Here is a 26,553-nt window from a genome sequence, read left to right on the forward strand (position 1 = left end):
TGAGTATCCTTAAAACTAAATTGCTGTACTGGAGGTTTGGCGAATAACAGCTAGCTGACTTTCTAGCTTTACCTTCTCTTCGCTGAAACGCTCCAAGCTGCTTGTCATTGATTTAATACTGTCTTGGAGCTTTTGTTTCCTTAGCCTAAACATATCAAAATCATCTTTAGTTAAACCAAATTGGTGTGTGACGCCATTAATCTCAAATGTTGCTACACCAATGCATTCGCTTTTTTTGTTACCCATAAATCACCTGTATAAAAAAACATATATCACGCAGGTTTGTTTCTTATTGTGTTATTGCACTAAAGTTAACCGTACAACAACACAGGAATAACCCTATGAAAACTACCAACCTAAGCAGCGTGTTTGCTTTCCTCAGGCGGATAAATATCAGGCCGCAGTTCATGCCTAGACACACCAGTGACTTTTTCAATAAGAATCACTTTATCAGGCGCAACCTTGCCGGTTCTTAGCCAGTTAGATACGTTTTGTTGAGAAGTTTGAATTGCATCGGCAAGCTTTACTTGGCCACCTAAGGTAGCAATTGCTTTTTGTAATGCTAGTTGAGTAGTCATTTTGATACCTACTTTGTAATTAACTCCCAACATCATACAACTTAAATTGTAATTTACAACAATTTAAGTTGTTTTCTATGTTACAAATTTTCTTGTAAAATGAGAAAAACCATAAAAATTAATAATTATGAATACATTAGCTAAGCGTTTAAGTTATGTTTTGGAGATGAAAGACATAACTCAGGAAAAAGTCGCTAGCGCTATAGGTGCTAGTCAGCAGTCCATTCATGCCATATGTTCGGGTAAGACCTTAAAGCCGAGAAACCTTGTCGCCATAGCAAGGTTCCTAAATGTATCACCAGATTGGTTAGAATCTGGCAGTGGTAGTATGAGTGTCAGTGAAAGCAACACTATAGAAATGAAAAAATTTAGTCCTAGTGTTCCGTTAATCAGCTGGGTACAAGCTGGTCATTGGACTGATATACATTTAAATGATATTGACGAATTTTACCCATGCCCAGAAAAACACAGTCAATATACTTATTCGCTTGAAGTAAAAGGCGAGTCAATGTCACCCGACTTTATCAATGGCGAAATAATCTTTGTTGATCCAGAGGTCGAAGCACGTAATGGTTCGTGCGTTGTTATTAGGCAAAATGGCAATACAGAAGCTACATTTAAACAACTTATTATTGATGGCTCTCAAAAATACTTAAAAGCACTCAACCCAAACTGGCCTAACCCAATAATAGAAATGCTGCCTGATGCCACCATTTGTGGTGTTGTTATTGGAAGTTATAGAAAAAGGAATTGAAAACATGGCTAAAACCATAACTAGAACAGCTACTATAAGTAATAAAGCGATAATAAAACGTTTTAACTCTCATAAACCTTTCGAAGTGGTCAGTGAGTATGTTTGGAATGGTATTGATGCAAAAGCCAACGACGTAAACATTAAACTTTACTTCTATGACGATGAGCTTCAAACAGTTGATAAAATAGATATTATTGATAATGGTGATGGAATTGACTTTCAAAACCCTGATACAAATTTTGATCAATGGGATTCATCTTTAAAAGACAGTTTTGATGAAAAAGGAAGTCAAGGAAGGGGCCGTTTTTCATTCCATAAAATTGCAACTCAAGCAACTTGGTTTACTTGTCACCATGATGAGCATGCAATAATCTCTGCATTCTCTCAAAAAATTCCTGATTACTCAATTACACCTATAGCAGCCAGTGAACAAAACTCAAATGTTTTAAAAAATAAGAAAGGTACTTGCGTATCTTTAACAAACATAACTAAAAAACAAGCTGAAAAGATCCCTAAAGTTGAACAGCTTCTCAAAGAATTCTCGCTAGAGTTTGGTTGGAAGCTTATTATCGATAATAAATTATCAATTAAAGTTAACTCTATTGATATCAAACCCCCGAAGCATAGATTACACACTTTTGACAAAGAAATAGATGGCCATAATTTTTCTATAAGCTTAATTATTTGGGACGAAAAACCTAATAAAGAAAAGTCCTATAACTACTACTACAACTCCGAAATACGTTATGTCTATAATGATCTAACAGGACTAAATTACAAAAATGGTTTTTATTTAAGCGCTTATATCACTTCAAGTTGGTTTAATAATTTTAATACATCAACAAACCGTACCTTATCACTTTATGATGACAATGAGAGCTCACCGAATTCTGAGGCATTCAAAAAGCTGAAATCATTTATCCAGAATGAATCTAGACGTTTATATAATGAATTCATAATAGAGCAAGCAGATGAACTTGTAGAAGATTTTGAAAATAAAGGCTTTATTCCAACTTATAAACATGAAAAAGAAGAAGAACAAAGACTAAGAATCAAGCATACGAAAAACCTGATCAAAAGCATTCATGTTGCTGACCCCTACACTTTTAACGGCCTGAAAAGCAATAAGCATAAAAAAATACTTGTAGCTTTACTGGACAAAATCACAGTATCCAACGAGAATGATAGTCTATTAGAAGTTCTCGAGGGAGTACTAGATTTGCCTCAAGATAAGTTAGACGTACTTGCAAATCAAATCAAGCGAACAAAGCTTGATCATATTATTAGTACGATAGAAGTTTTAGTAAAGCGCTCAGATACAATTGATAAACTGCAATATCTCATAGAAGTGTTTACCAAAGACACAAAAGAGACACCAGACTTACAAAAGATCATCGAGAATAACTTCTGGTTGTTTGGCCCTCAATATGAACTAATTGGTGCTGAGGAAGATGATTTTCAAAAAACATCTGAAGGCCTATTAAGAGCGATAACAAATAAAGATGTTATAGAAATTGAGGATCTTGTTGATAGCAATTTGAATGTGAAAAACATTCGTTGTCAAACTGACCTATTTCTAGCAAGAAGAATGGTTTCATATTCAGAGGAAATTGGTCCCCATTACAGATGTACTGTGATCGAGATAAAACGACCTAGTGTTGCGCTTAATCAGAAGCATTTAGGACAGATAGAAAAGTACGCTGAAGTTATTAATAAGCATACTGCATTCAATGATCCTAATATGACATTTGATATAATATTGGTAGGAAATAAAGTTTCCTCTGATGATTACATCATAAGGCAACGGCTCAAAGATAATCGCGGCAAAGGCCATAAAGGCCTTGTGTCTGGAGTTGAGTCACGAATTAAATGCTATGTTCGCTCCTGGGCTGAGATATTCAATGAGTTCAAAATTACTCACACACATTTATTAGATGAACTTAAAAACCAAAGAATTAAACTTGAGTCTCCAACCAAGGAAGAGCTTGTCGAAGACCTTCAGAGTAGTAGCTAAGTAGGTAGTTATAACTTTTATAATTAACCATTTCAATCAAACCGCCTTTCGGCGGTTTTTTTATGCCCATCAAAAATCTCACTTAAACAACAATACAATTTAAATTGTAATTTAATGTTGACTTAAACAATTTAAGTTGTATTCTAAATAACAACTTAAATTGTAAGATCGTACTATGAACCCATTACGCACAGAAACCGGATACCAGCTTGACGACATGCATGTTAACGCCAAGCCATATTCACGCCTACCAACTCAACAAGCGCGCACCTTGCTATTGGTCGCTAAAGGCCTACCACAAAAAAGCATCGCCAATGAGTTAGGCGTAAAACTGTGCACGGTTCGCCAGGCATGTAACGAGCTCAGTTTTAAATTTAACACCCATTCCATGCGCCAAACGGTACACCAAGCAATCAAGCAAGGCGTATTGCGCTACACAGTTTGCATATTACTTTGCCTAATTAGCGCAGCAAATAACGACCTAGAACGCAGCTTTAGAACTATTCGGGTAGTCCGAACAGTTCGCACAACCCGTGCACGCCGCCTGCGTGAACTGCAAAACAACTTACTAGCAGCCTAACGGCACAGGAGAATAGCAATGACCAAAGTATTTATATTCCCAACAGTCCGAAATAACGCCGCCACGCCCCCGTTACTTTACAAGCTAAAACAAGCCCAAAAGGCAAGCCCCTTTGAACTGGTAATTCCAAATATCAAAGCGGCCAACAACCCATACCCTGAGCCACCGACCGCAGCGTAACTCAGGGCAATAGTTTCACAACCTGCTGGCGCGCGCTTGCCCAACTAGCCCAGCCGATTGGTTGCCGTAAGCAACCAACCAACACAACAGGAAAAAAGGACAAATAATCATGCTAAACGTATTTACAGCACTGGTAATAAACCAACTAAAACAACGCATTCACTTTATGAACCAGCATATGCAGGGTGAGGAACTCCGCCTGTACGAATCGGGTACCAAGTTCTGTGTAATCGTCCTGGTCAACACTCATAAAGAAAAACTAATAGGCTCAATTGCTCTAAACGCTAGCGCCAAACGCGACCTATGCGTGACCAAAGCCTTTTTAAGCCTAATAGAAAACACCCGCACATTAAAAACAGCAATGGCCGCATGAAATCATTCAAAAAAAACCTAACGTCAATGCTCTGGGTAATCGCACTCATCGCACTGCTAATCATTGAACAAAACCTAGACCAATGGCTTTAACCAGTAATTTCTGACAGCTCACTCAACGAGTGGGCTGAATTGAAGTTATTTCAACACCAGGATAATGAACATGAGCAACCAACCTTTATCAGTCGTTAATGCAATTGAAAGCTTAGTTTCAGCATACAACCAAGAAGTAACTGAGTTTGACCAAATGGTTACCGAAGCCGACCAACTGCAAGAGCAAAACGACAAACTAAACATATTAATCAAAGACTACGAACAAGGCGCGGCGGTATTGCTTAAAAACCTAGAAAACGCCCAAATAAAGCTGGCGCAAGCGAACCGTGAACGCGACCAGGCATTAACCAAAAATCAAGATGCAAACATCACCCTTGCAGCCTTTAAAGAAGTCGCCGGCACACCTAAAAAGCTACGCGAAAAAGTTAAAAGCTACAAAGACCGCCTTGAAAACCAACGCCTAGCTTCAGAGCAGCAAAAACGTAAATACCAAGACGAATGCAAAAAAAACGCGCAGTTAAAAGAGCAAATACTTGAACTTGAAAACCGCCTAGATGTAGCCGCAATAAACCAAATTTATAGAAACGACAACGACATAATTCAAACCTACCCATATCACCTTGGTGGCATGGTTGAAGGGCACGACGAACAACAAACGCCTCTGCTCTACTTAAATCAAAGCGGCCGTGGCGGTTTAATACTGCTTAACAAAGACGACGAAGCCGAACTAGTAGAAGCACCCAAAGGTGGTTTACGCCCTAAAAAAGAAACACTTGAGCACTGCGGTAAATGGCTACGCCGAGCAAAAGCAAATGGCTGGCAAACCGACGTGAAAGACATAAAAGCATTAGCAAACAGCAGCGACTAATGAACAGCTTTGAGCAAGCAACGCTCGAAACCTTAGTCAGCTTTAAAGCAAAAAAGCCAGAAGAGATCAGCCGCTTACTAACTAATAAAAAGCTTCAACAAGAAGCCTGCCAGCTAGTTAAAAAGTGGAACGACAAACGTAAACAACTGGGCTTAGTCCCATGGGAATAGCAGGATATAACAATGGCAAAAGTAAAAGTGAAGTACTTAGTAGAAGTTGAGCAAGATATCGATTGGCCAGATGATGAAATGGACGATTTCACTTATGACAACCTACTCTGGAATTGCGATACAGACGATGCCCATACAAAAAAAGTAACTGAAATAGTAACTCTTAATGTTAATGGCAAACCACATACCTTTCAGTAAGGAACCAACATGAACACAGAACTAAACGACGTAATGCTAGATCTAGAAACCATAGGCCAGCACTCAAACGCGGTTATCGTCTCTATTGGCGCCGTATTTTTCAACCCACTTACAGGCAACATTGGAGCAGAATTTTACCAAGTCATCGACCTAGAAGACGCCATGAACTACGGCACAGTAGACGGCGAAACCCTAAAATGGTGGATGAAAAAAAGCAATGAAGCCCGCGCTATTTTTAACAGCAAAGACACCATGTTATTAAAAGACGCATTGCTCGAGCTTAATGACTGGTTATACCAAATCGAAGGTTACAAAAACCGCATTGTATGGGGCAACGGCGCTACGTTCGACAACACCATTTTAACCAACGCCTACACCGCCACAAAAATGACCAAAACATGGCATTTTAGTAACGACCGCGACGTTCGCACCGTTGTAGATATTGGTCGCAGAGTACTAGGCATCGACCCTAAAAAATCAAACGAATTTAAAGGCAATCCACATAACGCGCTAGACGATGCCAAGCACCAAGCTAAATACGTAAGCGATATTTACAAACAATTAAAGTTAACCACCAATGCACAAATTTAAACGCCATTGCATAGCCCAACAACGGGCTCGCATACGCCAATTTTATAAACGTAAACACACAATGAAAAAAACACAGCCAAATGATAGCAAGGTGACTTATGAAAAAGCCTAAATTAATGAAAGCCCGCTGCTGGGCAAAAAAACACTTTCACAACGACTCACTACCAAGTTATCAATCGCTCCGCGACTGGGTAGCAACCGGTTATGTGCTAGGCGAATTGGTAGGCCCAGGCCAACAAGTGTATATTTACGAAGACCAACAACCAGGAACGCATGCAAAAGCAAAAGAAATTGCATTGCAACTAGCAGCGAACAGCTAAAATGGCACCAAGAAAACGACTTAACAAAAACCGAGATCTGCCGCCGTTTTTATACTTTGATAAAAACGCCGGCTATCAACTCAAACTGGTAAACGGCAAGCGCAAAATTATTAGCCAAAACCGTACCGAAGCAATCATCATAGCCAACGAGTACAACCGCATAAAACGCGGCGGCTCATTACTAGACGACCTATTAAACGACACTGCCTCAAAAACCAGCTTTAGCAGCTTAGTAGACAAAATAATTGAGCGCATGACTGCCGATAAACAGCCAGGCACCAGTGTTGTATCTACGTGGTTAAACGATGCAGAGCGCGTTAAGTCATACTTCACCATGCCAGGCGAAGAAATAACCCTAAGCGACGTAACCGACTACATGAACCACTTTCACCAAAGCGCCAGTAACAACGTATACAACCGCAAATTAAGTTTTCTTGAACTGGTATTCGACTACGCCAAAGACACAGGCCATATGCTCACTAACCCAGCAGCGCTTAAAATTAAAAAACCAAAAGAAGCCAAAAAGCGCAAAGCCCTGGACGTAAACGCATTTGAAAAAATACGCGCAGCCGCCCCACTCTGGCTAAAAACAGCCATGGACTTAACCATGCAAACCACCCACGCAGTACTCGAAGTATCGCGCATAGAATACAAACTAAAAAAAGCAGAGCCAGGGCGCTGTGGTTGCATTTGGTATAAAGAACCACTCACAGACCAACATGGCAAAATTTACGGCGAGCTAGCCATACACCGCCAAAAAACCTATAAGAGTGAAGCATCGCACGTGATCATACCCATCAACGACACAATAAAAGCCATTATCGACAACAGCCGCGACAACACCGTATCGCCCTACGTCGTGCACAAGCTCCCTAAAAAGAACTCAAACCCAACCAGTGCATTGGTAAATCACATCACGCAAATAGTAAGCAAAAACATAAGCCGTGAATTTTCAAACGTACGCGACCAGCTAGGCCTATACAGCAACCTAAAACCAGAAGAACGCCCAACGTACCACGAAATACGCGGCCTATCAGCACGGCTAATAAAAGCCCAAGGCTGGGACCCACAAACCCGCATGGGCCACTCAGACAGCAAATCAACTAAAGTCTACACCGAATTCGGCAAGCAGATTGAATGGGTGCAAGTGCCGAACTTGACCGTAAACCTAAGCTAAACCAGCAAAGGCAAAATAAACCATGATATTGACAAAAAATAACAGTCAGCCCATACTTATCCCACACCAGCAAAATCTGGTGTCGAGGGTCGCAGCTCGAAAGTTCAAAAAGGCGCTCACAACACGCCAATACACTTATGCGTGTTTTTTTGTGAGCGGTGCCTAGTCGCGCCATCATTATGGTGCTCTGGGTGAGGCAGCCTTCGGGCTGGTCGGATTCCTTTTTGACCGATACTGCGAACCTTGCTCAGAGCATCACCACTAGGATTCGCAGCCTTAGGTGATGTTTTTAAAACATCAACAAAAAGGTTTTAATATGACTACTCTATCCATCTTATCAAAACAGATCCGTTTACATGACGGGCTATATTCCATCAATGATTTACACCAAGTAAGTGGCGGCCTAGATAAAAACCGTCCAGTCAAATTTCTGAGACTTGAACAAACTAAAGATTTAATAAACGAAATCTCAACTTGTCCAGATATGGACAACCCCGTTGAAACTAAGCGTGGTATAGGAACTTGGGTATGCAAAGAACTGGTTTACGCCTACGCCATGTGGATAAGCCCTAAGTTTCATTTACAAGTGATCCGCGCATTTGACGCCCAACAACAACTGGCCATCACCAAAGTACCCGCACCACTGGACTACCAGCGCATATTACTCACCATAGAAGATGGCGAAACCACACATACACATGCACTGGCGATAGAAGACATGGTTACATCGTTCGACAAACTGCCCAACGTCATACGTGAAAGCTTTAAAATACAGCCCTACCAGCTACTAGAAATAGCCAAAGCCGCAAACGAAAAACTTAGCCGAATGATACACAAATACTAAGCCCATAAAAAACCCGCTAATTAAGCGGGTTCTAAAGTGCTACAGCTATCACCTGCCTAATGATTGATTTATTTTTTCCTGATAAAAAGATTCAAGAATATCTGGTATCTGATTTCTTAGTTCTTCTATAACCTTTTATAAATTTCAACCTTTTGCTCTAACTGCTCAATTCGTTTTTGTTCTGTCATTATTCACTTTTGATAGCATTGGAGGCTAAAGTTCCCACCACTGTATTTACAAGCTTATTATCCATTAACTGCCATAACAAACCTTTTGCCTCTTCTTTTTCTTGAGGTGTTGCTTGAGCTTTATCGATTTTATCCTCTAGCTCTTTAATTATATTTATAAAATTTTGGGTGTTTCCATCACCAAGTTGAATGTTAGTTCCATTTAAATTGGTAATGTTAAAAGAAGTGCTCGCCTGTTTAGTGTTATTTTTTTCAGCATTTATGTGCTCTACTTGAAGCTTTAATATGTGTGGGTGTTTAGTGCCAATGCTCAAAGACTGGTTCTTTCCAAATTGACAATCTAAAACTTTAAATTCAATCTTCCTTTGCCCAGATAATTGCTTTATAACATCATCAATACCAATGTCTGGTTCATCAGTATAGGGAATCATAATTATATTGTCTTTACGTTGTCCATTTTGTTCGATTTCATTTATCAAGAACTTTTCTTGATAAGCTAATTGATTTATTCTTCTCATTTGACTTCCTTCTAATTAATAACCTCAACTTTACCTGTCTCGGTATTTTTGTATACAGTTTGGTTAAATTCAATCTGTACTAAGTTCTCACCTCGCATTTTTAAGCGATAAAAATCTAGACCATTGAATGTTATTTCAACATCATCGTCATAGTGTGCCAGCTGCTTTTTAAGATCACCTACTGTTAGGCTCATTCTGTATCCTTAATATTTTTTATATGACTCTTTCAAGCTATTTCGTAAACTTCGTTTGCCATATTTTTGTTGGTATTCCTGTCAGCTCATCTACACCATCATGGCTTGGTTCACCAAACAGCTTTTTTGCAATCGCTAACGAGGCACTATTATCTGTCTCAATGAGTGTTTCAATATAGAACTCATTGTACTTTTTAGGTAAATCTTTTTTAAATTGAACTAGTATTTGTTTCAGAAAATCAACTGTTTTTCCTTGCCCCCTCAAATCTTCGAGTGTTCCATAAAATAAGCAAAAACAAGGTAAACCATTGAGAGGTTTATTTTCATCTAATACTATTGTTTGTTGAACTTTTAGGCCGTTCAGACGTGCATATGTATAACGTGCATTGAGGAGTCCCTTATCCCTAACAAAGTGAATGTCTTCCGTAAATGAAACTCTTCTCATTCTAAAGCCTTGAGAGAAAGCAGCTTCTAAGGTTTTAAATCCTGTCATTGGATTTTGATCTGGGTGCATTTAACGCCCTTATTATTTTAATTATCAAAAAATTTAATTTGGCACAGTATTTTAATAAGCGTCTTGAGCCTTAAATGTTTGATAACACTTAAATGAAAACACTACAGCAAAGAATAAAGCTAAAAGAAATGGAATATAAAAAATGATGGAAAATTTCTCAAATAATGAAGTAATTACAGTTGTGTGTTCTTTAGTATGGAGGCCATATCCCCAATTAAGTAAATAACCAGTCAGTAACCACAAAAGCATTGAAATTAATGCACCAACTTGCCAAAAATAGCCTGTTATTTCGAAGAGCATATTTATGAATTCTGAAGAGTTATTTTTTCTACGAGCCATGCTGTCCCTGCAACTAAAAATATGATTTGTCTAAATTTAAGACACTCTGACACCTAAAGCAAGAGCTAATAGATGACATAATGATCAAAAGTGCTAACAGCAAAACTATTAGTGCAATAACTTAAAAGCCCGAAAATTTATAGTGGGATTCAAAGATCATTCAATATAAAATTAAAATACCTGTAATTAATACCCACACTTAAGGCTTTAGACTTAATTGTTTGTGCGGTTTTTTGAACTTATCTTGTAATTGAAGTGCTACCTTTTCAATTTCAGGTTCTATGTGTTTTCGCCTGAATATATCGAGTACCACTTCAAACACTTTGTATGAGTCTAGTAAGTCATCTTCAGTAATTTTATCAGCATGAGTCGCTTCGTTACCTACAAGCCGAAGTGATTGAAGCCAGCGTGCCTCTAGAGGAAATTCATCAGCCATAGCCTCAATGTTTTCATAGAGATTTCTCTTTTGTGTATAACCCAACTCTAAACATAGTTTTTCAACAGCCCTTCTTAAACGATTACCCGAAGAACAAGTGTCAGAAAAAAAATGATTGAATGAACTTAATAACTCTTCATTTATTGAGTTCGGTGTTGTATCACTCAATGGAAACAAGGGTAAAGGGGGGTTGAAGCTTTCAACTTTAATTTGTCTAACAGATGTATCACTATTTGGTATTTTAGCTAAGCCAGTAGATGACACATTTTCATTACACATTTCACACTTGAAAAAAGCAATAAATTGCGAGGGCTGGTAAGTAGCCCCATCAGCAACAGTGAGAATGAGTGCGGCTATTTTTAAAAAACTGTTGTCTTCCTTAGTAGCAAAATCCATTAATTCATTGTCTTTGAATTGCTCCTTATAGGCTTTTCTAGCTTGCCAAGATAATTTCCTAGCACTAAAGCTTTCAGTATCTAAGTTAAGGTTCATACTTTTACAGTATGGGCATGGTAAAGCGGGATAGCTCTCTAGAAAATGTAGTTTGGACACGTTTGCCCATAATTGCTTATTAAACATAGAGTTTCCTAAAATATTTTAATTTACCAGCCATGCTACCTATTATCTACTTGGAACACCCAATATTCTTAATATTTCATTTTTTACACTTCGTAATTCATGAGCTGGCAGTGAGTTTGGTGCCTTATTAAATATACTAAACCCTTTATCATAACCTCTTGAGTATGCTTTATAAGTATTTGAGGTATAACTACACATTAAAGTAATGCCAACTTTGTGCAAATTATTAAACAGCTCAATGAGCTCAGATTGAGACTCTTTTTGTTCTACTTTTAAATCATGAAACCACTCACTCATTTTAGCTTTTTCTTTTATAAGCCAATTATTTCTTTTAGTTAGTTCATTATTCATATTTGTTGCTTTTTGGATCAGCTCATCATCTTCAAAATCCAAAAGCCCATAATAACTCAAGCTAAAAGTATAATCAGTCGCTACATTCATCATCAGCAACGCTAGTTTAGTATGATCATTACCTGATTCTTTAAAATTTAGCTTTAAATCTATTAGGCTATGGTAAGCCTGCATTTGTCTCATTGGTACATCACCTAAATTTGATGGCCCAATAATTAAATGAGGTTGTAGCTCTTCAAAAAAGCTAGGTGAAGCACCTTTAGATATATCTAAAAATACGAAATCATAATTAGGTAAAACTGATTTTATATTTTTGCTATTGTTATGCATTGCGTTAATAGCATTAACAAATGAGCTTTTAGTGGGTAGCAAATACTCATCTATTTCTTTAACACGCGGAAAAGGTAAGTTTAAGTCTGTAGCCTGATTACGATAAATACTCGCCCCATGTTTACCAGTAACAATAAGAACCTCAAACCCTTCTTGCATTAACAAGGTACAAATATCAATAGTAAGTAGTGTATGCCCAGCACCTCCTTGGCCACCATAAAAACTAATTAACTTTCCTAATTTACCTTGCTTGTTGGGTGGGTAAGGTAATCCATGCTTCAAACAAAACAATTCAAGTGTTGCTGGCGGTATGTTCAAGCTGCTACCAGCAGTCACCGGCGCCTCGTACCTTTGCCATAATCTCCGGTTCTTATAAACACTATCTGCCGCTTGTTGACTCGATAAACCTAATTTTTTACGTAACTCTCTTAAGTTTTCGGGGGTTATTCGCTCCATTTACTACGTCCTTTTAATCTAAAATATCCAAATACGAATCTTACGACGTAATTTGTACCATAGGACGTATATCTTTTCACTTTTTAACGTATAAAATTAATTGTACCTTTTCCTCAACGAAAACAGCAGGAAATACCAAATGCAAAACAACAAAGCGCTACAACTTAAAAACGAACTAGATAAAAGCATCTACCAAGCAGAAGCCGCAATTAACGCGCTATGTATTGAAGATCACTTTGAAGCAATGGATAAAGACACCCTAGCAGGCATGCTGTGGGTGTTATCAGACAACCTTGAAAAGATAAAACGAAGTGTAAGACGGATTAATACATGTAAAGGTATATGAACTCAAAGTAATAAAGAATGATTAGCAGAGTTAGCACTTTTATAGTTATAGTACTGATTAAACAAACAATAACAAAATTTTAGGTCCTACTATGAATAAATGTAAACTTTGTAATCAAGTAAGTGAATTACAACAAAGCCATATTATTCCTCGCTTCGTGTATAAATACATGCTCATAACTACAGGAAATGACATCACCCAATATGATGGAAATCTAAATCTATGGCAAAAAACAAGTAGGCAATTTAAAGAATGTTTATTTTGCACACATTGCGAACAATTATTAGGCATGAATGAAAATCAGTTTTCAAAGATTTTTAAAGAAATAAATGCATCAACAGACAAGACTATATTTGTATATACTCAAATGAATGACGAGATTTTGAAGACATTTGAATCTACAAATTTTACAGAGACAGACATCAAGGAATTTTTGATTAGCAATCCTCTTCACGGTAAAATGCCAATATTTGAGTACTTTGCAATATCATATATTTACAGAGAGCTCGTTAGAAAAGAATACAATATTGATAAAAATATTATAGATAAATTTAGAAACTATTTACTAAATAAAAACGAGTGTCAATTTATGCTGACAGTAAGGGTTCACAATAGAGAAGGTGACTTTGATATGTGTTCGACAGTAATCGTTATGGATGACTTGCCAGATTTTAAACACTTTGTCTTTTATCTTCCAAACTTGCAATTTCACTTCGCAATCCACGTTCATAACACTCCTAGTGATTTAGTGAAAACCGTGATTATCCCTTCAGACTTTTTCAATGATGAGATCGAGACTTTACAGTTAATTAAAGAATTTCAAAAAGGCTCCAAAAAAGCACGAAACTTAGCTGATTAACTATTAAGAGATGAACTCAACGCAAGGCTTATGTAACCTAATACTCCTTGTTACCACTCCTTCCAAGCAAAAGCCATCTTCTGGTGATATATACACAGGCGCATAGTCATCTGAGGCCGACATCAACAAACGCTTTTCTTTATGAATTACTTTACAAACAAAGCTGCCATTGTAAGTAGCAACCACTACATCGCCTGTACTTACATTTAAAGCACGATCGACTATTAACAAATCACCATCAAATATCCCTAACTCCTGCATAGACGCCCCTGATGCAACCCCGATAAATGTAGCATCTGGGTGTTCTATAAGTAACTCATCTAGAGTTAAACCCAGCTCTTTATATTGAGCAGCCGGCGATTCAAAACCTGTAATACCCGCCTCAATATAAATAGGAATAACAAACATACACACACCCAAATAAAATACTGATTATTTATACAGTATAAATCTAGTTGGCAATTTTGGAAAGGTAAAGTGTCTTGTGAAGAAAGTGAGGGTTTTGATTAAGGTTTTCTAATGGGTTGTTTATGTTGATATTTATTGATAGCTTAAATACTCGATTTGTAACAAGCGCCCTAACCGCTTGATTTTATTGAATTGTAAAAATGATAAAAATTGCAAAATTAACTGTGTATAAAATCAGTTAAACCACTTTTAAGTTCATAAATTACAATAACTTAACACGATATAGCGTCACATCATGGGGTGGCAGGGGTCGAGAGTTCGAATCTCTCCATACCGACCATTAATACCAATCCGCAATAATACTTAATCATTTTGCGGGGCTAAACGTGTCGCTACCTGTGTTAAAAAATTCTCATTTAGAACAACTAAATAGCGAATTTTTTGCCTAGCTATCAACACGTTTTTCCATCCTAAAATAGATCACTTAATTAAGCGAATTGGTATAAACTCCCTCTATATCAATAAGTTAAACTTCTCTTCAAAATATAGCCAAAATTCATCTTTTTTGATTCTACAATTTATCCGTAGCACTACCTTATTTATCTAAGCGCACTTAATAAAACTGAGTTTAGCTGGCTAGTTTTGTGGTTTTTGAGGGAGGTTGTATTTAATTGTTATTAACTTGAAGTGGCCTTTGTGGAATCTATATAAAGCCATTTAATTTCAATTTATTGAAATTAAAATAAAAAAGCGCTCTAAGCGCTTTTTTATTAAAGTACTAGTGCTTGCGCCCTACACCATTACGTACCATGTCTTGCCCTGTTTGGAATACATCTTCTGTAATACCGCGCGCTAAAAGTAATTTTTGATTATCGTCAAACACGGCTACAAAACGACTACCATCACTATTGTTTGTTGCCATACCAACGCCCGAAACACCCTTAAGGCCAAGACCGCCGTTTTCTACATTTAATAAAAAGCTTTCTAATTCGGCTAGACTAGAAATTACATCATTTTCTTTATTCATTTTAACACTCTTTTAGTAAGGCTTTTAAATCATTATGGTGGCTATTTTATAGAGAAGAGCCAAAAACTCAAACCCTTGGCTCAGGTTAGTCACTAAATCGACTTTATAGCTAACTCTAAATTGCTTAGCGCACAACCAAACTCTTTTGCATTGATGCGATGATACTGTGTGTCACTCGTCGCTGTAAGGCTAATTATAAACTCGTCTTGTTGGGCTACCGCACTTTGCTCTTGGCTTAAACACATAGCTTGAGTAAGTGAACGCAGTTTTGAATTTGTTAAAATTGAGCCAAAACGCTGCACTGGCAGTGGAGGTATTTGTATAGCGGGTAACGCTTCATCTATTGTGCGTGCACTTAAGGTAAACGTATTATTGGTAATTTCAATTACACTGCTTGCAGGCCAGTACGAATAGCTATAGCTCTTACTCTCAGGTTGGGCTTTACCTTGGTTAGCCAAATGCACTACACCACTTTTGCCTATTACGGTTATTAAGCTACCTTCTGGTGATTTAATAACAACTAAGGCTGTATTTTCATCAATACCAAATCCATGTTGAATCTCTGTTTTAGTATTTTTCACTTCGTTTTTATTTAGCGCTGCTGCAAGCCTAAATGTACGGTTTTGTTCACTAAATTGAGTATCTAGTACACCAAAGTTAAAACTGCCCAGCCCACCAGCATTAGTGTTATTTTCACTTTTACGAAGTGCCTCAAGGCTTGTTGTATTTGTCAGCATACCCGTCACTTTACTTTGGATTGCTGCGCCCACTCCTTCACCTACAATTACTGGGCGAGTTTGCAATGCTTGCGTCCACGGGTATGGGTTATTGTTTTGATCAAATAATACCTTATGAGTTAATGCTGCATTACCGCTATTAAACATCACACCGGTACTATTTTTAATAAGTGATACAAGTGCATTAGTGCCATTTTTACATAAAGCGTATTCGGCCTTTGTGCGATCGGGATAAATCACTTCACGGTTATACACATTCATTAATGTATTTCTAAGCGCTGGTAATTCATCGCACGAGTTACTCGTAATCGCTTTAGCAAGCGCTGGCGTTAGTGCTAACCATTGAGTGTTTATATTTGATTGTGCCAAAAGACTTTGCGCTACATCTGCCGACTCATAAGGGTCGCGGCTCGAAGCCGTAATAGCAAGCATGGTTGGTTTTGCGTTATTAACTTTTAAACTGCCCGACACAAATTGTAAAATATTATTAGTCGCAACCTCATTATTAAAATCGGTATTTACTTGCTCTTTTAAACGCTCACCGTTTTTATTAAGTAGCGGTACTTCTAGCATATCAAATACAAAGTTGTACTCTTGCTGAGTTAGACTTTCTAATTGCTGATTATTTATATCGCGCCACTGCCAGAGTAAATCAGTTTTTGATACGCTATTTGACGATTTACTTTGTATGGCTTTAAGTGTTTTTAATACAGCCGTTTTTGCCTCAACATTATTATTAGGCCAATGCTGCGCGATGTTTTTTATTTGAGAGCTGCTAAGTGTATATAAATTATGTGACTTACCATCAATAACAGCCTCTTTTTGGCAATTATTAAGCTTGGCGCTAGTACAGGTAGTAAGCTCTGACCCCACTAAAATTAAAGTTTGGCTTTGCTCTTGAGCCACTGCATTTATTGAAAATCCTGCACCGAACAATGCCACTACCATACCCAGTAACTTCGGCTGTTGATCACGTAAAAATGCACATATCATAATGTAAACTCTAATATAAATAATAAAACTAATGTGTTGTAGTTTAACAGCTAGCCACTTGCGCCTAAATATATTTTTATAAATGTTAAATAATTCAAGTCTCTGAAAAACGATAGGATTACGCACTGCATTTAAATACATTGTTTAGTTTGCCCCTCTGTCTTTGTAAATATTATCTAAACAAATTTAAACGGAGCATTTATTGACCAATTTCATTGTTTAAATTACGGTGGTGAATTATTTTATGTAACTGGGGTGAAATATGGACTTTTCTAATGAAGAGATAAATTTTTTTGCTGAGTTATTTAAGCCTAATACAAAGTCACATGCTCACAACAGTCACGTTTTAACATTACAAAGTTCAGTACCAGCCAATATTGCTCACTTACTTAGTAGCGCTAATTTAACTCTGCTCGCAGAGGTTGCACATTATCAGTTATGGTTTCCGTTGGACTTAAAAATTGATAGCGCCGGTATAATCAAACCTATTTTAAACGCCCCCGAAGTAATAGACACACAAGGCACACTGCGCAGTTGGCGCTGGAGTGAGCTAAATATTAAAAGCCAAGGGTTTAAAATTGAATCAATATCAAACACGGGGATGTTTTTAAAACCCCTCCAAAAAGGTAACCATTTAAATAAATCGCAGCACATGGAATTTATTTTGCCTAACAAACAAAGTATTTCGATGGAAATAGAACCCGTAAGGCAAAGCACACAAGGTATAGCCGCTAAAATAACGCAAATCCATAGCGGTCAAGAGCAACTAAGAGCTTACCTATTTGAAGAACATAAACGTCAACATGCTAAATTATACGAGAATGGCCAATTAGTTGAGCAGCTAATTTAATAGGTGTTTACCCCGCTATACTTGCATTTAGTTGGCTTTATTTAACCCCCTCTCAATGTTAATCTGTACCCTTATTAATAAATCATAAGGATATGACAATGCCAGGTGCTTTTGCGCACATCACTGCCGTTAATATTGCAACGCAAACCAAGTCACTCGCTAAAATGGATATGCCTAAAAAAGCAAAGCTTATTTTAAGCCAACGCCAAGCATACCTTGAACTAGGCTGTGTAGCCCCCGATTATCCTTACTTAGCTGTAGCGCAGCCTAGCCAAAATGCGTGGGCCGACCTAATGCACTATGAGCACACAGGCGATTTACTTAAAGCAATGATTGAATACTGTAAAACACTTGAAGGTGAAGCATTTGAAAAGTGTTTTGCCTGGTTATGCGGTTATATGGCCCATGTTGCTGCAGATATAACGGTGCATCCGGTTGTTGAATTAAAAGTAGGCCCGTATGAGCAAAATCAAACGGCGCACCGTACCTGCGAAATGAACCAAGACGCATTTATTTGGCAGCGTTTAAATTTAGGTGAGTTAGGTTATGCTGACCGCGTGCAGCAAAATATTGGATCTTGTACTAACAAAGACGATAATTTTGATACCGATATTGCAAAAATTTGGCAACATGCTTTATTGACGGTTCACCCAAGCTACGCTGCACAACACGCTCCTAACTTTAATTCATGGCATAACGGTTTTCAGCTTGTAGTAAATAATGTTGAAGAAAGCTATCGATTATTTGCCTGTGCACGCCATGTTGCTGCTGATTTAGGCTTGTTTTATCCTCGCCCAAACGAAGTAGACCCCACTTTTATTGAACAACTAAAAACGCCGCACGAGCCTATGCATTACAACGATATTTTTGACTTTGCCGTTAGCAATATTCAGCACTACATAACCGTTATTGCCAATGCCGTATTTTTAGATACTGATTGCAGTGCAATTAAAAATTGGAACCTAGATACAGGCTACGATGAACACAACACGATGACGGTATGGAGCAAATAAAATGAAACACTTACTTTGTATAAGCCTCATAGTATTACTTAGCGGTTGCTACACTTCAAAAAATAACAATCCAGAAGTGATGGCCGACTTAGCCTCGCAATTAAAAGATATTGCTACAGCCGTTGATGGCACATTAAAATTTAGTGAAACATCCTATTCAACAACTGATGAGTTATTAAAAGCTGCTGTTAATAACGATTTAAGCAAACTTGCACCCTTTGGGGAATACACGCTTATCGTGAACGTACAAGATGATAACGCAGTGCTACTTTTATGTGATGCCAATACGGCTTTAATTGAAGATGCAGGCTGTACCGCTCAATCAGATATACAGCATTGGGGAGCAGGAGTTATTCATCAGTGCGAAATAACTATAAACGCCCAACAGCTCTGTAATTAGGTAATAAAATACCCACTATACATTTAAAGTTGAGCCGTCATCTCTTTGGGGTTAAACACTAAGCCATGGCGGCTAACATGCTCTGCCAAATTTTCGGCTGGCATTGGTTTCGCAAAGTAAAAGCCCTGAAATTCTTTACACCCCATTTGCGCCATTATTGCTACTTGCTCTTGGGTTTCTACTCCTTCGGCTACACACTTAATATCAAGCTCTTCACACATAACGTGCACCGCTTTAACTAAACTTTTTTGACGCGTAGAGCTCGTTACTTGGCTGATTAATGAGCGATCTAACTTAAGTTTGTTAATAGGGTAATCGGCAAGGCGTGCAATATTAGAATACCCCACTCCAAAATCATCAACCGAAATAGTAAAACCCCACGATTGCAGTGTTTGCATAAGCTTTAGCGAATGCGCTTGGTTTGCCTCAAGAGAGGTTTCAGTCAGTTCTAACTCTATTTGAGGTGGCTTTACGTTGAAGTCGGCAAGGTATTTAACCAGTTTTGACATGAAATCGGTTTGGCTAAAATCAATTAGAGATATATTTATTGCCACCGGCACACTAGGTAAACCCGCCTTAGTCCAATTGGCAATTTGAGCGCAGACTTTTTGAATAATCAGATCGGTTAATCGACTGACCATTCTGTATTCTTCGGCAATAGGAATAAATACCACTGGCGACACATTACCTAGTATGGGACTGTTCCAACGCGCTAAAGCTTCAAGCCCTATACATTGACCCTTTGCATCTACTTTAGGTTGATAGTGTACCGACAAATCGCCCTGCTGAAGCGCTTCGTCTAGCAACATCGAAATTTCGTATTTTTCGATAAAAGCTTGTGATTGTTTTTCGTTATAACCACTTAGAGGCATATTACAGTTTGCAACTTTAAGTGCTTCGCACGCATTGCTAAGTACTGTTGTGCTGTTTTTTCCGTGATCAGGATACTTTGCAAAACCAAATAAAAATGATTGCTGACACTTAGTGCCAAACACATTATAAGTTTTATCTAATGTATTTTTTATTTGCATTAATAGCTTATCTTCAAGCTCGTTTTGCGAGTTTGCGCCAATTATAAAAGCAAGCTTTCCTACTCCTATATGAGCACACAAAAGAGGCCCATCTGGCATCGCCTTTAAACGCTTGTACGCGTTAATAAGTAATGCTTGAGAGTCGGCTTTAGTGAGCTTTAAATTTAAGTATTCACTATTTGCACTTTGGGTAACAACGATAAAAAAACCTTTTTGGTATTTGCTTGTTAATCTGTCGCATTGCAGCTCAAACCATTCTCTATTAGGTAGTTTTGTTTGCGAGTCTCTAAAGCGTAAACGTTTATTTTCTTGTTCCATCATTGATAAGTTTTGTTTAATGAGCTGCTCTTGCGTGCAATCGTAAAAGTCGTATACACGGTAGTTTGTACTCATTGTTATTTGCTGGTAGCAGGCTTTAAAATAGCTTTTTTTGTACTTCACAATTTTATTTTGAGCATTAGGGGCGTCAAAAACTAAAGTAGGAAATAAATGAGAAAGGTTAACGCACTCTTCTTTTAATTCTTTTTTTATACCAAACATATCAATAGCGTGTTGATTAAAATCAGTAATGACAAGGTTTTCGTCAACAATAATTTTGGCTTTATTTGATTCGGTGAACAGGCTTCGATAAAGCTCATTTTTATCTTTAAGGTGTGTATTAGCGCTTATCATTGTTTTGTTTAAACGCTTAGCAGCCACAATTGTGCGTGCCACAGCAAGGGGAATACAAATGTTAAAAAATAAGAATATTAGCCCTGTAATGTATAAGCTGGCATCGGGAAGTTGTTGAGCAACGCCAGTTAAGCCCGATACATCAACGTTATTGATGATCATATAAAACGGTACAATATTTAATACGCCATAAGCAAGGGCTGTTCTATAACCAAGTAGCATAAGTGCGATTATTGGGCAGGAATACATATACATAGAGCCCACTTTAGCAAGCTCTAGGTCTGTTAAAAATAAGTTCATTGACACGCTAGCAGCTACAATGGCTATTAAAAGTACATGAGCGCTGAAGTGATAAAAACGCTTACTTGCTATAAGCAAACCGCATACAGTCGCAAAAAAACTGCTTGTTAATACAACAATATAAATTAAGTTAAACTCAATAGCGCTTGCATACGTGTGGCACACCACAGCAAAACATAACACCATTACTAATGATAGAATAATGCGCAGTGCACTTACTCGCCAATTAGCAACCTGATCAGGGGCTGAATAGTGATCGTTTAATAAAAAGAACCTATTGAAAAAATGCATAATAAACAACAGTTAAAGATCATTCTTCTATTAGACATTGATAACTTGTTAAAATCAATCAAATGAATATAATTTCTATTTACATTGCTCTATAAAATAGACAGATGTAAACCTGCTCGTTAGCCGTTAAACATTCATTTTTCGAGTGTTTTTACAGTTATCTTCTTTAAGCGCGAAACCACTGCATCCTAAAAATTCACCGTGCTTAGATTTACGTTTACGCATTTCGCGACCACACTTTTCACAAATTGGATGCTGCGTTTTACACTCTGTATTCACACATTGTGAATACGTGTTTTTATCAATCGATGGGCTACTACAGCTTTTACACACTCGTAGTTTAGTTTCGCAAATCTGCGTATTAGTACAGCTATAATAATCACCATACTGACCCGTTTTTGGCACAATTAATCCGTCGCTGCACGTATTACACTCTCTTTGCTTTAGTTGCGACTTGTTAAACAACGTGGAGTCGATTTGAATAGGATAATCGTCATTTACTAGTTCTTTTACAAACGCTGAGCATGCATAAGGGTCTGCAATTAAATACGCTTTATGTTTTGCGCGCGTAATACCTACATAAAGCAAACGCCTTTCTTCTGAGTGAGTGAATTCATCTTGCACTGGTAATAACGACTCCACCAGCAAGTTATTTTGATTATCGCTAGGAAACCCTAATTTACCTTGTTCAAAACCAATAATAATACAGTAATCGGCTTCAAGCCCCTTAGCGCTATGCAATGTCCAAAAATAAAGAGGGTTTGTATGCTTTTTATCTTTTAAATGCTGCTGCACGCTATTTAACATGTATCGGTATCGACTAAGTATGGCAATGCTCGCTGATGCATCGTTTTTTTGAATAGTGCTTATGCTCTGCTGTACTTTTATTTCTATCGATTTAGTGCCTTGGTATAAATCGTCTAACAAAATAACTTGTGGTGTGGTTACTTGCGTATGTGTGCTGATCTGCTTTTTATATTGCTCAGGGTTTTGCATTACAAAGCGCCCCGCTACATCACTAATACTATTGTTATATCTAAATGTTTTTTGCAACATAGTAAGTGAGTGGCTGCCCACTAATTCATTAAAGCGTGTAGTAAGCGCTAAATTACCACCCGAGAACCGATAAATTGCTTGCCAGTCATCACCTACCGCAGTAAAGCGTATTCCTTTACCATATTTTAATATGGCATTTAAAAAACCCATACGCGCACTTGATATATCTTGAAACTCATCAACTAAAATGTGGCTCCATGGAATATTAAAATCTCCGCTTACTATCGCCTTTGTTGCTTGAATAATCATGTCGTCAAAATCAATGGCATTTTGCGTGCTTAGTTCATTTATATAAGCGTCGTGAATTTGCACTAACAAGTTTGCATATTGTTGATAGTTTTTAATACCACTTTGCTTGATGCGCTGCGCTATTTGCTTATTACTTAGTTGCTCCACTCGAATAGCTTGTAAGCATTTTATGTACTTCTCAATGCCTTGCTGTAACTGTCCTGAGTTATTTAAAGTATGAAATATTTCGTCGTTACTTAAAGGTGCTAATTCAACATTATGCTGCTTTAATTGCTTTGCGAGAGTTTGCTCAAGCTTTCCTTCTACCCAGTTGTAATGAAAGGTTTCGAGTAAAGTGGTGCCATTTTGTTTATGTAACTTACGCTTAAATGCAATTTGCTCGTTATAGTGTTTTTTATCTATATCGGCACGAGTACTCCCTTGCCTATCAATGCCAAAGTGCTCTAAGTAAATATCGTATTGAGGTATATAAAAGTCTGGTCGGTATTGCCCACTTAGCTCTGCGCCTTGATTAAAGTGATAATTCACCTCATAACTGTGCGCCACGCAATTCAAATGTAGCCAGTTTGAAATAAGCACTTCCTGATAACTTTTTACTTTATGTCCCGCAAGGCTACGGTATTCGTTATCGCGTACGTACCGCTCGTACTGTGCATTATCTTTAAAGCTAAATATATCAATCGGCTCATGGAGTAAATCTACAAATGCTTTTAAAAACTGTGGCTCGGTTTGTATTTTTTTACTTACCCACCCAGTTAACCAACTATTTAATTGAACTGGGTCGGTTGCAAATTTTGACAACTCGATTGGCTTTTTAGCACTTTGTAATAATTTAAGCCCAAGCGCATGAAACGTTAAAATAGTGGGTACTTTGGTATGCAAGTTTGCATGCGTGGCGCGTTTAATAAAGCGCTCTTTAAGCTCATTTGCTGCTGTTTTATTATAGGCCAGCACCAAAATTTGCTCAGGCTTGGCAATATCACACGCTATTAAATCTAACGATTTTGCTACCATCACAGATGTTTTACCTGTGCCTGCTGCCGCTAATACTAGGTTTTTATCGTTATCGCGTATAACCGCTAAGCGCTGCTCTGTTGTTAATGGATTTGACTCTACTTGATTAAAAAAGTCATTTTTAAGAGTTAGCTGTTTTTTTTCATATTTATGGCGCAGCTGTATGATTGCATCGTGAGTATTGGGTGTGGAGCTCAGTATATTTAAAAATTTAATACTGCTTGGCGATAAGTGTTGTTGCCATGTGTTTGTACTTTGAGCGTATTGTTTAGCAAGTAAAAACACCTCGTTATTAAGTATTTTTATGGAACTATCACGTAAAAACTCATCTAAAGCATAACGCTTTAGCAAAGCCTTGGCGTTATTTACTTTTTGCTCAAGCATGGCTGAAAATTGCGTGTTAAGGGCGGTATTTAAAGACTTAGCTTGCGCTTTGTTTAAAAAGCTAATTGATGTATTGCTACTATCGCACAAATTAATTTTGGCGCTAAATAAACGATTTTTAAGTATTGAGTAATTATAAAAGTCTTTAATTAAAAATGTCCGTGCGTGAGCACTTCTAAAATGCACAACAAGGCGCTCTTGTTCAATAGTTACGTGTTTAATACGGGTAAAAAAACGGCCTAGCCAACTTGGAGTAGCAATATACTGCGCCATAATACTCAATATGAAGATATGCTTTGACTTGATTGTAACATACTCTTTTATATTACATTTAACGCTAAATAGTAGTCATTTATCGAGCAACCTCTTAGCAGGCTGACTTTTAAAACTTAATATTATCATTTTACTCACAACCATTAACAATTTTAAACATTTACAAATAGCGTGTTGTGTAACAATGCACAAATACACTTAATATATTTACTAGGTATACCCGCAATTAAACAATTACTTATAGCTAATTCAGTGGTTAAAAGGAGCTAACATGCTTAAAAAGTGCATTACCACAACTGCTTTAATTTTATTATTATGCGCCTGTACATCAGAAACAGAGTCTAATTTAGTAAAAACAAAAGGAATTTGGGCAGGTTTTGAGCTGGTTTCTGACGGTAACCGCACGCGTGTTAACGCAGAACTAAATGCGGGAGATGCTAATGGCTCAAACATTGTTTTAAGCGATAGCGACTCATTACAAGCTTTTGTTAATAACACTGCTATTGAACTTACAAAAGATACCGACTTTTTAGACGTTGATTACCAAGCGTATATAAATGCTACTGATGATAACCAACAGTTTGATATAAAATTTAAACGAGACGATGGCATAAATGCGAATTCAGGTGTGGAACTACCTTTAAATTTTATTATTTTAACCCCGAGTAACAACCAAACTTTTAGTATTAATAGTCCCATTACAGTTCAGTTAGATGGCACTGATCCCAATAGTACTAGTCAAGTAGAACTTAGCAGTAGCTGCACTAACAATAATAATGAAACACTTTTACAATCAATGCTTTTTGCGCTTAGTACTTCGCGCCTTGAAATAGATTTGCAAAGCTTAGATATGTTTAGCAGCTCGCAAGTAGATCAAAGTAAAACGTGTAGTTTAACAGTTAGTGTAAAGCGTGAACGACTAGGTAGTATTTCGGGTGAGTTCGCAAACCAAAGTTATATTAAAGCCCAGCAATCACGCGCTATTAAAAATATGACTTTAACGTTTTAATTTGCACGCTAATTTACTCAGCGTTAAGCTACGCCTTTATTAAGTAATTTTACCAATTGTAATTGCCCTCCTTATTTATAGGAGAACAAATAACAGTTGATATAAAGGTTTATTATGACTAACAGCACATACCCTATTGGCACACCAGGCAAAAAATGGAATAACAACGATAAAGCCCAGTGGTTAGCACGCCAAAACATTAAACGCAGTTACCAAAACGAAGTCGTAACGCTAATTAATGACCTTAAAAGCACCTTAGATATAGAGCAATACGGCGAGCTTAATTACGCCGCTGGTACTTACCCATTATATATATTAAAAACGCCTAACTTTAATGCCAATAAACCAACTGTTTTAATCACAGGTGGTGTACATGGCTACGAAACCAGTGGCGTACATGGCGCACTTAGATTTGCTAAAACATCCGCTATGCAACACTCAGAGCAGTTTAATATTGTTGTTGCGCCCTGCATTAGCCCTTGGGGATATGAAACTATAAACCGCTGGAACCCTGATGCTATTGATCCTAACCGCTCATTTTACGAAGGCAGCCCAGCCCAAGAGTCAGCAGCTATTATGGCGTTTGTAAAATCACTTAATGTAGACTTAGTTGCTCATATTGATTTACACGAAACAACCGACAGCGATAACAGTGAATTTAGACCCGCACTTGCTGCCCGTGAAGGCACAACAAACACTAATTGGAACATACCTGATGGGTTTTATTTAGTGGCCGATACCAATAAGCCTGAGCCTGAATTTCAAAAAGTAATTATCGAAGATGTAGCAAAGGTCACGCACATTGCACCGAGTGATGAAAATAACCAGTTAATAGGCGTCCCTCAAGAGCAATTTGGCGTTATTAATTACGCAGCACGCGATTTAGGTTTGTGTATGGGCTTTACAGATGCACCCTATGTAACCACAACAGAGGTATACCCTGATAGTCCAACAGCCACAGATGAAGAATGTATTTTGGCGCAAGTAGCGGTTATTAAAAGCGCCCTTAACTATATTAAAGCACTTTAATAAGTTT

Annotated in this window: 32 protein-coding genes; 19 read left to right on the forward strand and 13 right to left on the reverse strand. The window is 37.6% G+C overall.

The features are described 5' to 3' along the window. Positions 1-15: 15 nt before the first annotated feature. Together H5087_RS08980 and H5087_RS08985 are read right to left on the reverse strand one after the other, a co-directional pair. Positions 16-246, reverse strand: coding sequence for a hypothetical protein (locus H5087_RS08980; protein WP_182671804.1), 231 nt, complete (start codon positions 244-246; stop codon positions 16-18). A 110-nt stretch (positions 247-356) separates the two neighbouring features. Then, positions 357-578: a YdaS family helix-turn-helix protein gene (locus tag H5087_RS08985; RefSeq protein WP_182671805.1), complete on the reverse strand. Its 222-nt coding sequence runs from the start codon at positions 576-578 to the stop codon at positions 357-359. Between the two features lie 127 nt (positions 579-705). Here H5087_RS08985 and H5087_RS08990 point away from each other — a divergent pair, with 127 nt between their 5' ends. The 12 genes from H5087_RS08990 to H5087_RS09045 all read left to right on the forward strand — a co-directional run bounded on the left by H5087_RS08990 (position 706) and on the right by H5087_RS09045 (position 8,700). Beyond that, positions 706-1,332: a LexA family transcriptional regulator gene (locus H5087_RS08990; RefSeq protein WP_259397761.1), complete on the forward strand. Its 627-nt coding sequence runs from the start codon at positions 706-708 to the stop codon at positions 1,330-1,332. Further along, a complete protein-coding gene (locus H5087_RS08995; protein ID WP_182671807.1) occupies positions 1,307-3,346 on the forward strand; it encodes an ATP-binding protein in 2,040 nt (679 codons plus the stop codon). Before H5087_RS08990 ends, H5087_RS08995 begins: the two co-directional genes overlap by 26 nt. A 175-nt stretch (positions 3,347-3,521) precedes the next feature. Next, positions 3,522-3,926, forward strand: a complete 405-nt coding sequence (locus H5087_RS09000) for a LuxR C-terminal-related transcriptional regulator (protein ID WP_182671808.1) — start codon at positions 3,522-3,524, stop codon at positions 3,924-3,926. Between the two features lie 18 nt (positions 3,927-3,944). Beyond that, on the forward strand, positions 3,945-4,106 hold the full coding sequence (locus tag H5087_RS09005) for a hypothetical protein (RefSeq protein WP_182671809.1): 162 nt from the start codon (positions 3,945-3,947) through the stop codon (positions 4,104-4,106). Between the two features lie 109 nt (positions 4,107-4,215). After that, positions 4,216-4,479, forward strand: a complete 264-nt coding sequence (locus H5087_RS09010) for a hypothetical protein (RefSeq protein WP_058549599.1) — start codon at positions 4,216-4,218, stop codon at positions 4,477-4,479. Positions 4,480-4,641: 162 nt separating this feature from the next. After that, positions 4,642-5,400: a hypothetical protein gene (locus H5087_RS09015; RefSeq protein WP_182671810.1), complete on the forward strand. Its 759-nt coding sequence runs from the start codon at positions 4,642-4,644 to the stop codon at positions 5,398-5,400. Next, positions 5,400-5,570, forward strand: a complete 171-nt coding sequence (locus H5087_RS09020) for a hypothetical protein (protein WP_182671811.1) — start codon at positions 5,400-5,402, stop codon at positions 5,568-5,570. Before H5087_RS09015 ends, H5087_RS09020 begins: the two co-directional genes overlap by 1 nt. A gap of 12 nt (positions 5,571-5,582) precedes the next feature. Continuing rightward, entirely contained in the window at positions 5,583-5,768 is a 186-nt protein-coding gene (locus H5087_RS09025) for a hypothetical protein (protein ID WP_182671812.1), read from the forward strand. A gap of 9 nt (positions 5,769-5,777) precedes the next feature. Then, a complete protein-coding gene (locus H5087_RS09030) occupies positions 5,778-6,359 on the forward strand; it encodes a 3'-5' exonuclease (RefSeq protein WP_182671813.1) in 582 nt (193 codons plus the stop codon). Positions 6,360-6,457: 98 nt separating this feature from the next. Further along, positions 6,458-6,679: a hypothetical protein gene (locus tag H5087_RS09035; protein WP_064666991.1), complete on the forward strand. Its 222-nt coding sequence runs from the start codon at positions 6,458-6,460 to the stop codon at positions 6,677-6,679. A gap of 1 nt (position 6,680) precedes the next feature. Further along, on the forward strand, positions 6,681-7,856 hold the full coding sequence (locus H5087_RS09040; RefSeq protein WP_182671814.1) for a recombinase: 1,176 nt from the start codon (positions 6,681-6,683) through the stop codon (positions 7,854-7,856). A 316-nt stretch (positions 7,857-8,172) separates the two neighbouring features. Next, on the forward strand, positions 8,173-8,700 hold the full coding sequence (locus H5087_RS09045) for a KilA-N domain-containing protein (RefSeq protein ID WP_182671815.1): 528 nt from the start codon (positions 8,173-8,175) through the stop codon (positions 8,698-8,700). A 187-nt stretch (positions 8,701-8,887) separates the two neighbouring features. Here H5087_RS09045 and H5087_RS09050 read toward each other — a convergent pair whose 3' ends face one another. The 6 genes from H5087_RS09050 to H5087_RS09075 form a co-directional block, all read right to left on the reverse strand. After that, a complete protein-coding gene (locus H5087_RS09050) occupies positions 8,888-9,406 on the reverse strand; it encodes a hypothetical protein (RefSeq protein WP_182671816.1) in 519 nt (172 codons plus the stop codon). Positions 9,407-9,417: 11 nt separating this feature from the next. Next, positions 9,418-9,600, reverse strand: coding sequence for a hypothetical protein (locus H5087_RS09055; RefSeq protein WP_182671817.1), 183 nt, complete (start codon positions 9,598-9,600; stop codon positions 9,418-9,420). A gap of 37 nt (positions 9,601-9,637) precedes the next feature. Further along, entirely contained in the window at positions 9,638-10,114 is a 477-nt protein-coding gene (locus tag H5087_RS09060; RefSeq protein ID WP_182671818.1) for a hypothetical protein, read from the reverse strand. A gap of 51 nt (positions 10,115-10,165) precedes the next feature. Further along, positions 10,166-10,453 (reverse strand): hypothetical protein, encoded by a 288-nt coding sequence (locus H5087_RS09065; protein ID WP_182671819.1) that lies wholly within the window; start codon positions 10,451-10,453, stop codon positions 10,166-10,168. 199 nt (positions 10,454-10,652) lie between these two features. Further along, a complete protein-coding gene (locus H5087_RS09070) occupies positions 10,653-11,468 on the reverse strand; it encodes a DUF4145 domain-containing protein (RefSeq protein ID WP_182671820.1) in 816 nt (271 codons plus the stop codon). Between the two features lie 42 nt (positions 11,469-11,510). After that, on the reverse strand, positions 11,511-12,308 hold the full coding sequence (locus H5087_RS09075) for a hypothetical protein (RefSeq protein ID WP_182671821.1): 798 nt from the start codon (positions 12,306-12,308) through the stop codon (positions 11,511-11,513). 436 nt (positions 12,309-12,744) lie between these two features. Here H5087_RS09075 and H5087_RS09080 point away from each other — a divergent pair, with 436 nt between their 5' ends. Together H5087_RS09080 and H5087_RS09085 are read left to right on the forward strand one after the other, a co-directional pair. Continuing rightward, on the forward strand, positions 12,745-12,951 hold the full coding sequence (locus H5087_RS09080; RefSeq protein WP_182671822.1) for a hypothetical protein: 207 nt from the start codon (positions 12,745-12,747) through the stop codon (positions 12,949-12,951). Between the two features lie 91 nt (positions 12,952-13,042). After that, positions 13,043-13,810, forward strand: a complete 768-nt coding sequence (locus H5087_RS09085) for a hypothetical protein (RefSeq protein WP_182671823.1) — start codon at positions 13,043-13,045, stop codon at positions 13,808-13,810. A 3-nt stretch (positions 13,811-13,813) separates the two neighbouring features. Here the strand turns inward: H5087_RS09085 and H5087_RS09090 are convergent, their stop codons facing one another. From H5087_RS09090 to H5087_RS09100, 3 genes are all read right to left on the reverse strand, one after another. Continuing rightward, positions 13,814-14,218, reverse strand: coding sequence for a LexA family transcriptional regulator (locus tag H5087_RS09090; protein ID WP_182671824.1), 405 nt, complete (start codon positions 14,216-14,218; stop codon positions 13,814-13,816). Positions 14,219-14,996: 778 nt separating this feature from the next. Next, entirely contained in the window at positions 14,997-15,245 is a 249-nt protein-coding gene (locus tag H5087_RS09095) for a hypothetical protein (RefSeq protein ID WP_024596835.1), read from the reverse strand. A gap of 92 nt (positions 15,246-15,337) precedes the next feature. Next, positions 15,338-16,975: a cyanophycinase gene (locus H5087_RS09100; protein ID WP_182671825.1), complete on the reverse strand. Its 1,638-nt coding sequence runs from the start codon at positions 16,973-16,975 to the stop codon at positions 15,338-15,340. A 262-nt stretch (positions 16,976-17,237) separates the two neighbouring features. On the opposite strand from H5087_RS09100, the gene H5087_RS09105 reads away from it, so the two are divergent. From H5087_RS09105 to H5087_RS09115, 3 genes are all read left to right on the forward strand, one after another. Continuing rightward, positions 17,238-17,825: a hypothetical protein gene (locus H5087_RS09105; protein WP_182671826.1), complete on the forward strand. Its 588-nt coding sequence runs from the start codon at positions 17,238-17,240 to the stop codon at positions 17,823-17,825. Between the two features lie 98 nt (positions 17,826-17,923). Further along, positions 17,924-18,838: a zinc dependent phospholipase C family protein gene (locus H5087_RS09110; protein WP_182671827.1), complete on the forward strand. Its 915-nt coding sequence runs from the start codon at positions 17,924-17,926 to the stop codon at positions 18,836-18,838. Between the two features lies 1 nt (position 18,839). Continuing rightward, entirely contained in the window at positions 18,840-19,238 is a 399-nt protein-coding gene (locus H5087_RS09115; protein WP_182671828.1) for a hypothetical protein, read from the forward strand. 23 nt (positions 19,239-19,261) lie between these two features. On the opposite strand, the gene H5087_RS09120 is transcribed toward H5087_RS09115, so the two are convergent. Both H5087_RS09120 and H5087_RS09125 read right to left on the reverse strand, forming a co-directional pair. After that, a complete protein-coding gene (locus H5087_RS09120) occupies positions 19,262-21,532 on the reverse strand; it encodes an EAL domain-containing protein (protein ID WP_182671829.1) in 2,271 nt (756 codons plus the stop codon). Between the two features lie 126 nt (positions 21,533-21,658). After that, complete coding sequence (locus tag H5087_RS09125) at positions 21,659-24,508, reverse strand: UvrD-helicase domain-containing protein (protein WP_182671830.1); 2,850 nt, start codon at positions 24,506-24,508, stop codon at positions 21,659-21,661. 271 nt (positions 24,509-24,779) lie between these two features. On the opposite strand from H5087_RS09125, the gene H5087_RS09130 reads away from it, so the two are divergent. Together H5087_RS09130 and H5087_RS09135 are read left to right on the forward strand one after the other, a co-directional pair. After that, entirely contained in the window at positions 24,780-25,517 is a 738-nt protein-coding gene (locus tag H5087_RS09130; protein WP_182671831.1) for a hypothetical protein, read from the forward strand. Between the two features lie 114 nt (positions 25,518-25,631). After that, the gene (locus tag H5087_RS09135; protein ID WP_182671832.1) at positions 25,632-26,546 is read left to right on the forward strand and encodes a M14 family metallocarboxypeptidase; all 915 of its coding nucleotides are present in this window, start codon (positions 25,632-25,634) and stop codon (positions 26,544-26,546) included. Positions 26,547-26,553 lie beyond the last annotated feature (7 nt).

The sequence above is a fragment of the Pseudoalteromonas sp. SR43-7 genome (genome assembly GCF_014163785.1).
Taxonomy (GTDB): Bacteria; Pseudomonadota; Gammaproteobacteria; order Enterobacterales; family Alteromonadaceae; genus Pseudoalteromonas; species Pseudoalteromonas distincta.

Bases quoted from the DNA above. Each gene is read 5' to 3' on its own strand.
- H5087_RS09000 (WP_182671808.1), top strand. From the start codon at position 3,522: ATGAACCCATTACGCACAGAAACCGGATACCAGCTTGACGACATGCAT.
- H5087_RS09130 (WP_182671831.1), top strand. From the start codon at position 24,780: ATGCTTAAAAAGTGCATTACCACAACTGCTTTAATTTTATTATTATGC.
- H5087_RS09115 (WP_182671828.1), top strand. From the start codon at position 18,840: ATGAAACACTTACTTTGTATAAGCCTCATAGTATTACTTAGCGGTTGC.
- H5087_RS09095 (WP_024596835.1), bottom strand. From the start codon at position 15,245: ATGAATAAAGAAAATGATGTAATTTCTAGTCTAGCCGAATTAGAAAGC.
- H5087_RS09040 (WP_182671814.1), top strand. From the start codon at position 6,681: ATGGCACCAAGAAAACGACTTAACAAAAACCGAGATCTGCCGCCGTTT.
- H5087_RS08980 (WP_182671804.1), bottom strand. From the start codon at position 246: ATGGGTAACAAAAAAAGCGAATGCATTGGTGTAGCAACATTTGAGATT.
- H5087_RS09045 (WP_182671815.1), top strand. From the start codon at position 8,173: ATGACTACTCTATCCATCTTATCAAAACAGATCCGTTTACATGACGGG.
- H5087_RS09015 (WP_182671810.1), top strand. From the start codon at position 4,642: ATGAGCAACCAACCTTTATCAGTCGTTAATGCAATTGAAAGCTTAGTT.
- H5087_RS09060 (WP_182671818.1), bottom strand. From the start codon at position 10,114: ATGCACCCAGATCAAAATCCAATGACAGGATTTAAAACCTTAGAAGCT.
- H5087_RS09090 (WP_182671824.1), bottom strand. From the start codon at position 14,218: ATGTTTGTTATTCCTATTTATATTGAGGCGGGTATTACAGGTTTTGAA.
- H5087_RS09050 (WP_182671816.1), bottom strand. From the start codon at position 9,406: ATGAGAAGAATAAATCAATTAGCTTATCAAGAAAAGTTCTTGATAAAT.
- H5087_RS08985 (WP_182671805.1), bottom strand. From the start codon at position 578: ATGACTACTCAACTAGCATTACAAAAAGCAATTGCTACCTTAGGTGGC.
- H5087_RS09080 (WP_182671822.1), top strand. From the start codon at position 12,745: ATGCAAAACAACAAAGCGCTACAACTTAAAAACGAACTAGATAAAAGC.
- H5087_RS09135 (WP_182671832.1), top strand. From the start codon at position 25,632: ATGACTAACAGCACATACCCTATTGGCACACCAGGCAAAAAATGGAAT.
- H5087_RS09075 (WP_182671821.1), bottom strand. From the start codon at position 12,308: ATGCAAGAAGGGTTTGAGGTTCTTATTGTTACTGGTAAACATGGGGCG.
- H5087_RS09110 (WP_182671827.1), top strand. From the start codon at position 17,924: ATGCCAGGTGCTTTTGCGCACATCACTGCCGTTAATATTGCAACGCAA.
- H5087_RS09100 (WP_182671825.1), bottom strand. From the start codon at position 16,975: ATGATATGTGCATTTTTACGTGATCAACAGCCGAAGTTACTGGGTATG.
- H5087_RS09020 (WP_182671811.1), top strand. From the start codon at position 5,400: ATGAACAGCTTTGAGCAAGCAACGCTCGAAACCTTAGTCAGCTTTAAA.
- H5087_RS09005 (WP_182671809.1), top strand. From the start codon at position 3,945: ATGACCAAAGTATTTATATTCCCAACAGTCCGAAATAACGCCGCCACG.
- H5087_RS09065 (WP_182671819.1), bottom strand. From the start codon at position 10,453: ATGGCTCGTAGAAAAAATAACTCTTCAGAATTCATAAATATGCTCTTC.
- H5087_RS09025 (WP_182671812.1), top strand. From the start codon at position 5,583: ATGGCAAAAGTAAAAGTGAAGTACTTAGTAGAAGTTGAGCAAGATATC.
- H5087_RS09105 (WP_182671826.1), top strand. From the start codon at position 17,238: ATGGACTTTTCTAATGAAGAGATAAATTTTTTTGCTGAGTTATTTAAG.
- H5087_RS09085 (WP_182671823.1), top strand. From the start codon at position 13,043: ATGAATAAATGTAAACTTTGTAATCAAGTAAGTGAATTACAACAAAGC.
- H5087_RS09120 (WP_182671829.1), bottom strand. From the start codon at position 21,532: ATGCATTTTTTCAATAGGTTCTTTTTATTAAACGATCACTATTCAGCC.
- H5087_RS09070 (WP_182671820.1), bottom strand. From the start codon at position 11,468: ATGTTTAATAAGCAATTATGGGCAAACGTGTCCAAACTACATTTTCTA.
- H5087_RS09035 (WP_064666991.1), top strand. From the start codon at position 6,458: ATGAAAAAGCCTAAATTAATGAAAGCCCGCTGCTGGGCAAAAAAACAC.
- H5087_RS08990 (WP_259397761.1), top strand. From the start codon at position 706: ATGAATACATTAGCTAAGCGTTTAAGTTATGTTTTGGAGATGAAAGAC.
- H5087_RS09125 (WP_182671830.1), bottom strand. From the start codon at position 24,508: ATGGCGCAGTATATTGCTACTCCAAGTTGGCTAGGCCGTTTTTTTACC.
- H5087_RS09010 (WP_058549599.1), top strand. From the start codon at position 4,216: ATGCTAAACGTATTTACAGCACTGGTAATAAACCAACTAAAACAACGC.
- H5087_RS09030 (WP_182671813.1), top strand. From the start codon at position 5,778: ATGAACACAGAACTAAACGACGTAATGCTAGATCTAGAAACCATAGGC.
- H5087_RS09055 (WP_182671817.1), bottom strand. From the start codon at position 9,600: ATGAGCCTAACAGTAGGTGATCTTAAAAAGCAGCTGGCACACTATGAC.